This window comes from Polaromonas sp. P1_E1_2 (genome assembly GCF_056406035.1).
Window position 1 is genome coordinate 1 of sequence record NZ_JBFUAZ010000138.1, and the last position, 8,229, is coordinate 8,229.

Here is an 8,229-nt window from a genome sequence, read left to right on the forward strand (position 1 = left end):
GTCTTTCCCTTTTGCTGTTGGCTTTGTCCAGTGCAAGTTTTGCGCAGGAGCGCTTCAGCGTGTCCGCAGACAACCAGGAAGTCACCGATAGCCGCACCGGCCTGGTCTGGCGGCGCTGCGCGGAAGGCATGGTCTGGAAGGGCAAGACCTGCACCGGGCAACCGGCTTTCCTGAACCATCCCGATGCGGCCGCGCGTGCCAAGGCGGCTTCCGCGCCGGAGGCCGAATGGCGCTTGCCGATTCTCAAAGAACTCTCCAGCATCGTCTCTGCACGAGAGGCTGACGTGGACAAGGCGGCGATAGATCCTAGTGCTTTTCCGGGCACGCCCGTGGCGCGCTTCTGGACATCGAGCAGCACCGGCCCGGGCTATTTCACCTTTGTGGGTTTCAGCGACGGCAGCGCCGGTGAAGCCCCGCGCGCCACGGCGGCCGTCGTGCGCCTGGTGCGCAATGCGAAGTAAGCGGCACCCAACGCCGGCGGCAGCCGGCGCATCGGGCCTCAGTCTTTGGCCACCTGCAGCACCAGTTTGCCGAAGTTCTCGCCGTTGAAAAGCTTGAGCAGTGTTTCCGGGAAAGTGTCCAGTCCCTCGACGATGTCTTCCTTGCTTTTCATGGTGCCGGCCTTGAGGTAACCCGCCATCTCAGCCACACCGACGTGGTAGCGGTCGGCGTAATCGAATACCACGATGCCTTCCATGCGGGCGCGATTGACCAGCAGCGATAAATAATTGGCGGGGCCCTTCACGGGCGTGGTGTTGTTGTACTGGCTGATGGCGCCGCAGATGATGATGCGGGCGCCGCGCGCCAGCCGCGCCAGCACCATGTCCAGGATCTCGCCGCCCACGTTGTCGAAGTAGATGTCGATGCCCTTGGGGCAATGTTCCTTCAATCCGGCACGCACGTCGCCGTTCTTGTAGTCGATGCAGGCGTCAAAGCCCAGTTCCTTGACCACCCAGTCGCACTTGGCCTTGCCCCCGGCAATGCCCACAACCCGGCAACCCTTGAGCTTGGCAATCTGGCCCACTGTCTGGCCCACGGCGCCGGCCGCGCCGGAAACCACGACGGTTTCGCCGGCCTTGGGCAGGCCGACTTCCAGCAGGCCGAAGTAACCCGTCATGCCGGGCAGGCCCAGCACATTGAGCCAGGATGTCAGGCCCAGGCGCGGGTCGATCTTGAACATGCCGCTGCGCTTGACCTGGTCGGCCGGGATCAGGCAGTACTCCTGCACGTCGAGAGCGGCGTTCACGTAGTCCCCCACGGCAAAGGCCGGGTTTTGTGAGGCGATCACTTTGCCTACACCGCCGGCGCGCATCACGGCGCCGATTTCCACCGGCGGGATGTAGCTCTTGGCGTCGTTCATCCAGCCGCGCATGGCCGGGTCCAGCGACAGGTACAGGGTTTTGACGAGTACGCCGCCCGGGCCGGGTTCGGCGACCGGCTCGGTGGTGAAGCTCCAGTTGTCACGGGTGGGCAGGCCGACGGGACGGCTTGCCAGGCGAATCTGGTGGTTGGCTAGGGTGGCGATGGCGCTCATGGGTGTCTCCGGGAGTGGCGAATGCAAAAAGGCAATGGTAGTGGCGGACTGCCCGCGCGTCAGTCGCCCACGCGATTGCCCTGCCACTGATGGTCGCTTAACCAGCTCAGCTTGAAGCCACACGAAGTGCGCTACGGCGGGGATGTATCTAACCCAGCCGGGGCCGCGGAACCGGCTTTGCCGGGCCGCAGGCGCAGCGCCCCCTCGGGGGGCAGGGGGTGACACGAAGTGCGCGACCGTGGGGGCCATCGTTTATGCTTTAGAGATGAAACTCCACAACTATTTCCGCTCTTCTTCGTCGTTTCGTGTACGTATTGCGATGGAGATCAAGGGTCTGAGCTACGACTACATTCCCGTGCACATCGCCAAAGGCGAGCACAAGCAGCCGTCTTACGCCGCCCTGGCCGCCGACACCCTGGTGCCGCTGCTCGAAGTCGACGGTGAAAAACTTTCGCAGTCCATGGCCATCATCGAATACCTCGATGAAAAACACCCCACACCGGCCCTGTTGCCCGCCGACGCGCTGGGCCGCGCCAAGGTGCGCGCGCTGGCCCAGTCCATCGCCTGCGAAATCCACCCCATCAACAACCTGCGCGTCCTGAAATACCTGGTCAAGGAACTCAAGCTCGACGAAGCTGCAAAGAACGCCTGGTATGTGCACTGGTGCCGCGAAGGCCTGGAGGCCTTTGAACGCCAGCTGGCGCAATTGCCGGCATCGACCTATTGCTATGGCGATACACCAACACTGGCTGATTGCTGCCTGGTGCCGCAGATATTCAATGCCAAACGCTTTAACGTGAGTTTTGACAGACTGCCCCGCACCATGGCCGCGTTCGACGCCTGTATGGCGCTGCCGGCCTTCCAGAAGGCCCAGCCTTCGGCCTGCCCCGACAACGAAGCCTGAGAATGTGGCCCCCACGCTCCCCACTTCGTGTGGTTCGCTGCCCCTCGAGGGGGCCAATTTTCCTAGRGGCGGCCCGTCGGAAAATGACCGGTTCCTGCTTTGCATACTGATTGGCTGATTCCCGACTGGCCGGCGCCTGCCGGCGTGCAGGCGGTGTTCACCACACGTGCCGGCGGCGTCTCGTCTGTGCCGTATGACAGCCTGAACCTGGGTGACCATGTCGGCGACCAGCCCGCCAATGTTGCGGCGAACCGTGACGTGCTGCGGCGGGCAATGGGCAGTCACCCGGTGTTCCTTCAGCAGGTGCATGGCAGCGAAGTGTTGGTGTTGAGCGCCGATGCCGCCGACGGCCAGACAGCCGATGCCTGCGTGACGGATCAGGCGGGACTTGCCTGCACCATCATGGTGGCCGATTGCCTGCCGGTGCTGCTGGCCAGCGAAGACGGCGCTGTGGTGGCCGCAGCGCATGCGGGCTGGCGTGGGCTGGCAGGAAGTCCGACGAGTCCGCACGGTGTACTTGAGGCAGTTTATGAGTCATTTCGGGCTCTGGCCCAACAAAAACAAGCGCAAGCAGCTATCAAAACAATAGCATGGCTCGGTCCGTGCATCGGGCCTGCAGCGTTCGAAGTCGGCGCTGAAGTCAAGGCCGCGTTCGAAACCGTTCAGCCTGACGCCGGCTGCTGCTTTACGCCGTGCGGCAGCGATAAATACCTTGCCGACTTGCCGGCGCTGGCGCGGTTGCGCCTCAAGGCGATGGGGATTACACAGGTGTACGGCAACGACGGCAGCGATGCATGGTGCACCGTGGGCAATCCGTCAAGGTTCTTTTCCCACCGGCGGGATGCCGGCGTCACTGGTAATGGGTTTGGCACCACCGGGCGCATGGCCGCCTGTATCTGGCGCGTGTGACGGTGAGGATTTGTCTGGGGCTGCGTCCACGCCTGCAGTTTGCTGCAGGCGCTCTGCTGCAGCGCGTTTCTTGATCGCCTTGCTGCGGGCAGGTGCACCCATCAGGTAAACCACCAATGCCACAGGACCCAGTCCATAGAGTACAAAGGTGACCAGTGCCCCCAGAAGTGTGCCGTTGCTGTTGGTGGCTTCGGCAACACTCATCATGAGCACAACGTAAACCCAGGCGATGACAATCAAATACATAAATACGTAGAACTCCGCGGCCCTGGTGAGCAATTTGTAATGCAAATCCTACGATACTGTTGGTGTGCTCAAAAGAGTCACCAGGACTCAACATGGATCGGGGAGACAAGATGAATTTTGACGCAAAGCAGGCCGAAACGGCCCGGCAGATGCAAGAGACCTTTGCGGCAGGCCTGCAGCAGGCCATGAGTGTCATGGCAAACGCCGGATCAGGCGCCGGCTTCAATACTGGTGCAAACAACGGATTCGCACCAATGAGTGCATTCAGCCTAGGCCAAACCCCAGCGGCACTCCAGTTCGATCCGGCCAGGCTCCAGGAATTGCAGCAGCGCTATATCGCGGACGCCTCAGCCCTGTGGAACCAGGGGTTGCAGGAGGGCGCCGATACGCTGGTGTCGTCTGACCGCAGGTTTTCAAGCGCGGCCTGGAAGACCAACCCCGTCTCGAAATTTTCGGCTTCCACCTATCTGCTGAACGCCCGCACCCTCATGGCCCTGGCCGACGCCGTCGAAGGCGACGCAAAGACCCGCGCACGCGTGCGCTTCGCGGTCGAGCAATGGATGGCGGCCACGGCGCCTAGCAATTTCCTGGCGCTCAATGCCGAAGCGCAGCAAAAAGCCATCGAGAGCCAGGGCGAAAGCATCGCCCAGGGTCTCACCAACCTGCTGCATGATCTGAAGCAGGGCCACGTGTCCATGACCGACGAGCGTGTGTTCGAGGTCGGTAAAAACGTCGCCACCACCGAAGGCGCGGTGGTGTTTGAAAATGAATTCTTTCAACTGCTGGAATACAAGCCCCTGACAGCAAAGGTGTACGAAAAGCCTTTCCTGCTGATCCCGCCATGCATCAACAAGTTCTACATCCTTGACCTGCAACCCGAAAACTCGCTGATCCGCTATGCCGTCAGCCAGGGGCACCGTACCTTTGTGGTGAGCTGGCGCAACCCCGATGAGTCGATGGCAAAAAAAACGTGGGACGACTACATCGAGCACGCCGCCATCAAGGCCATTGACGTGGTGCAGGAGATCACCGGCGCAAAGACCCTGAACGCACTGGGTTTTTGCGTGGGCGGCACCATCCTCGGAACAGCGCTGTCCGTGCTGGCCGCACAGGGTAAAAAGCCGGTGGCCAGTGCAACGCTACTCACCTCGTTTCTTGATTTCACCGACACCGGCATCCTTGATATCTTCATCGACGAAACCTCGGTCAAGTACCGCGAGGCCGAGATGGGGCAGGGCGGCTTGCTCAAGGGTCAGGACCTGGCTTCCACTTTCAGCTTCCTGCGTCCGAATGACCTGGTCTGGAATTACGTGGTCGGCAATTACCTGAAGGGCGAAACACCGCCTCCGTTTGACCTGCTGTACTGGAACAGCGACTCCACCAACCTGCCGGGGCCGTTTTATGCCTGGTACCTGCGCAATACCTATTTCGAGAACAATCTCATCAAGCCGGGCAAGACCGTGGTGTGCGGCCAGAAAGTAGACTTGCGCAAGGTCGACATTCCTGTGTACATCTACGGCTCGCGTGAAGACCACATCGTGCCGATTGGCGGCGCTYATGCCTCCACACAGCATTTGCCTGGAAAAAAACGTTTTGTCATGGGTGCTTCCGGTCATATTGCGGGTGTGATCAATCCGCCGGCCAAGAAAAAACGAAGCTACTGGACCCGCGACAAACTGCCTCAGGGAAAATTTCCCGAGACGCAAGCCGGCTGGCTCGAGGGCGCGACAGAACACCCCGGCAGCTGGTGGACCGACTGGTCCGGATGGCTCCAGGGCCATGCTGGCAAGCAAATTGCTGCACCGAAAACCTATGGCAGCCGCAAGTACAAAGTCATTGAGGCTGCGCCGGGCCGCTATGTCAAGGCAAAAGCCTGACACAGCAACCCGCGCCTCGCCAAACCGCATTCATAAACGCATCCTAAAACTTCAAAAGGGACACATCATGGAAGACATCGTTATCGTTGCTGCCGGCCGCACCGGCGTCGGTAAATTCGGCGGCTCGCTCGCCAAAATACCCGCAACCGAACTCGGCGCAGCCGTCATCAAGGGTGTGCTGGAGCGTTCCGGCCTCAATGCCGACCAGCTCGGCGAGGTCATCATGGGTCAGGTATTGACGGCCGGCGTCGGCCAGAACCCGGCGCGCCAGTCGGTCATCAAGGCAGGTTTTCCCAACGGCATTCCGGGCCTGACCATCAATGCGGTTTGCGGCTCCGGCCTCAAAGCCGTCATGCTGGCGGCGCAGGCTGTGGCCACGGGTGACAGCGAAATCGTCATTGCCGGCGGCCAGGAAAACATGAGCGCCGCGCCTCACGTACTCAATGGTTCGCGCGACGGCCAGCGCATGGGCGACTGGAAGATGATCGACTCCATGATCGTCGAYGGCCTGTGGGACGTCTACAACCAGTACCACATGGGCATTACCGCCGAAAACGTGGCAAAGAAATACGAGATTAGCCGCGAGGCGCAGGACGCCTTGGCCCTGGGCAGCCAGACCAAGGCTGCGGCCGCGCAGGACGCCGGCAAGTTCAAGGATGAAATCATCCCCATCACCATTCCCCAGAAAAAAGGTGATCCGGTGGTGTTTGCTGCGGACGAATTCATCAACCGCAAGACCAGCGCCGAAGGCCTGGCGGGCCTGCGCCCGGCGTTTGACAAGGCCGGTGGTGTGACGGCCGGCAATGCCTCGGGCCTGAACGACGGCGCTGCCGCGGTGATGGTCATGACGGCCAAAAAGGCCGCCGCCCTGGGTCTCAAGCCATTGGCGCGCATCGCCAGCTACGCAACCACCGGCCTCGACCCGGCCTACATGGGCATGGGCCCGGTCCCCGCATCGACCAAGGCGCTGCAGCGCGCAGGCTGGAAGGCCCAGGACCTCGACCTGCTCGAAATCAACGAAGCCTTTGCTGCCCAGGCCTGCGCGGTGAACAAAGAGATGGGCTGGGACACCAGCAAGGTCAACGTCAACGGCGGCGCCATCGCGATCGGCCACCCGATTGGCGCGTCCGGCTGCCGCATCCTGGTGACGCTGTTGCACGAAATGGCGCGGCGCGATGCGAAAAAAGGCATTGCCAGCCTCTGCATCGGCGGCGGCATGGGGGTTGCCCTCACACTGGAACGCTGAATGTAAGGTAAAAGAGGCTGAGACTGGCTTGCACCGTGCGCAAGCAGCTATTAAATCGATAGCGAATCACGGTGGGCCGTTCGGCAGGGAAGTCATCAGGTAAACGGTTTCACATAATTCACAAAATCAAGGAGAGCGAAATGGCAAAGAAAGTAGCGTATGTCACGGGCGGTATGGGCGGCATTGGAACTGCCATCTGCCAACGGCTGGACAAGGATGGGTTCACGGTGATCGCCGGATGCGGCCCCACGCGCGACTTCACCAAATGGCTCGACGAGCAAAAAGCCCTGGGCCATACTTTTTATGCGTCGGTAGGCAACGTCGGTGACTGGGATTCCACCGTCACGGCCTTTGACAAGGTCAAGGCCGAGCATGGCCCCGTGGCTGTGCTGGTCAACAACGCCGGCATCACGCGCGACGGCCAGTTCCGCAAGATGAGCAAGGCCGATTGGGATGCCGTGATCTCCACCAACCTCAACAGCATGTTCAACGTGACCAAACAGGTCATCGAGGGCATGATTGAAGCGGGTTTCGGGCGCATTATCAACATCTCGTCGGTCAACGGCCAGAAGGGCCAGTTCGGCCAGGTGAACTATTCCACAGCCAAGGCCGGCCTGCACGGTTTCACGATGGCGCTGGCGCAAGAGGTGGCGGCCAAGGGCGTGACGGTCAACACGGTAAGCCCCGGCTATATCGGCACCGACATGGTCAAAGCCATACGCCCTGACGTGCTGGAGAAAATCGTCGCAGGCGTGCCCGCCAAACGGCTCGGCCAGCCCGAGGAGATCGCCTCCATCATTTCGTGGATCGCGTCCGATGAAGGCGGCTATGCGACCGGCGCCGACTTCTCGCTCAATGGCGGCCTGCACATGGGTTGATTGCCCTCACCGGCCCGTGGCTGAAAACCCGCTACGGCGGGTTTTTTTGTGCCCGGCTGTTTGTCGCAAACAACCTGCAAAGCCGTCAAACGCGTGGGGACTTCGCAATGGGTCACTTCAATCGTCTGTAGTAAATTAAACAGACACGTTCGAYGGGACAGCCCGCACACCGGGCTGTGTCGCAGGCCTTCCCTGGAGTCCGAACGACTCTTAACCGCTTTTCGCTTTCGAGAAGGAATCCTCCTGCATGCCCCATAGCGTTTCATTGATCAGCACGATTGCCGCCGGCCTGGGCCTGGCCCTGATTTTTGGTTTTCTTGCCGTGCGGCTGCGCTTGCCCGCGCTGGTGGGCTACCTGCTCGCGGGTGTGATCATCGGGCCGTTCACGCCCGGCTTTGTGGCGGATGCGGAGATCGCGAGCCAGCTCGCTGAAATCGGGGTGATGCTGCTGATGTTCGGCGTCGGACTTCATTTCTCGCTGGACGACCTGCTGGCGGTGCGCAAGATCGCGGTGCCTGGCGCCATCGTGCAGATGACGGTCGCCACCGCGCTCGGCATGGGCCTCGCGCACTGGTGGGGCTGGAACCTCGGCGGAGCGCTGGTGTTTGGCCTGTCGCTGTCGGTCGCCAGTACCG

The 8,229-nt window shown here is 61.3% G+C and carries 8 protein-coding genes; 7 read left to right on the forward strand and 1 reads right to left on the reverse strand.

The window, feature by feature from the left end; all coding sequences use genetic code 11:
- The coding region (locus AC1D1P_RS08965) for an Lcl C-terminal domain-containing protein (RefSeq protein WP_477672725.1) at nt 1–461 on the forward strand (461 nt) is incomplete at its 5' end.
- Between the two features lie 38 nt (nt 462–499).
- Here the strand turns inward: AC1D1P_RS08965 and AC1D1P_RS08970 are convergent.
- Nucleotides 500–1,534 (reverse strand): NADP-dependent oxidoreductase, encoded by a 1,035-nt coding sequence (locus AC1D1P_RS08970; protein ID WP_477669105.1) that lies wholly within the window; start codon nt 1,532–1,534, stop codon nt 500–502.
- Nucleotides 1,535–1,799: 265 nt separating this feature from the next.
- Here AC1D1P_RS08970 and maiA point away from each other — a divergent pair, with 265 nt between their 5' ends.
- From maiA to AC1D1P_RS09000, 6 genes are all read left to right on the forward strand, one after another.
- Entirely contained in the window at nt 1,800–2,438 is a 639-nt protein-coding gene (maiA, locus tag AC1D1P_RS08975; RefSeq protein WP_477672726.1) for a maleylacetoacetate isomerase, read from the forward strand.
- 99 nt (nt 2,439–2,537) lie between these two features.
- A complete protein-coding gene (pgeF, locus tag AC1D1P_RS08980; protein WP_477672727.1) occupies nt 2,538–3,347 on the forward strand; it encodes a peptidoglycan editing factor PgeF in 810 nt (269 codons plus the stop codon).
- Between the two features lie 356 nt (nt 3,348–3,703).
- On the forward strand, nt 3,704–5,470 hold the full coding sequence (gene phaC, locus AC1D1P_RS08985; RefSeq protein WP_477672728.1) for a class I poly(R)-hydroxyalkanoic acid synthase: 1,767 nt from the start codon (nt 3,704–3,706) through the stop codon (nt 5,468–5,470).
- A 67-nt stretch (nt 5,471–5,537) separates the two neighbouring features.
- Nucleotides 5,538–6,716: an acetyl-CoA C-acetyltransferase gene (locus tag AC1D1P_RS08990; protein ID WP_477672729.1), complete on the forward strand. Its 1,179-nt coding sequence runs from the start codon at nt 5,538–5,540 to the stop codon at nt 6,714–6,716.
- Between the two features lie 140 nt (nt 6,717–6,856).
- The gene (phbB, locus tag AC1D1P_RS08995) at nt 6,857–7,594 is read left to right on the forward strand and encodes an acetoacetyl-CoA reductase (protein WP_457280389.1); all 738 of its coding nucleotides are present in this window, start codon (nt 6,857–6,859) and stop codon (nt 7,592–7,594) included.
- Between the two features lie 247 nt (nt 7,595–7,841).
- Nucleotides 7,842–8,229: cation:proton antiporter domain-containing protein (locus AC1D1P_RS09000; protein WP_477672730.1), on the forward strand; the 388-nt coding region annotated here is incomplete at its 3' end.

Coding starts and splice junctions, on each gene's coding strand:
- AC1D1P_RS08970 (WP_477669105.1), bottom strand. CDS start 1,534: ATGAGCGCCATCGCCACCCTAGCCAACCACCAGATTCGCCTGGCAAGC.
- maiA (WP_477672726.1), top strand. CDS start 1,800: ATGAAACTCCACAACTATTTCCGCTCTTCTTCGTCGTTTCGTGTACGT.
- phbB (WP_457280389.1), top strand. CDS start 6,857: ATGGCAAAGAAAGTAGCGTATGTCACGGGCGGTATGGGCGGCATTGGA.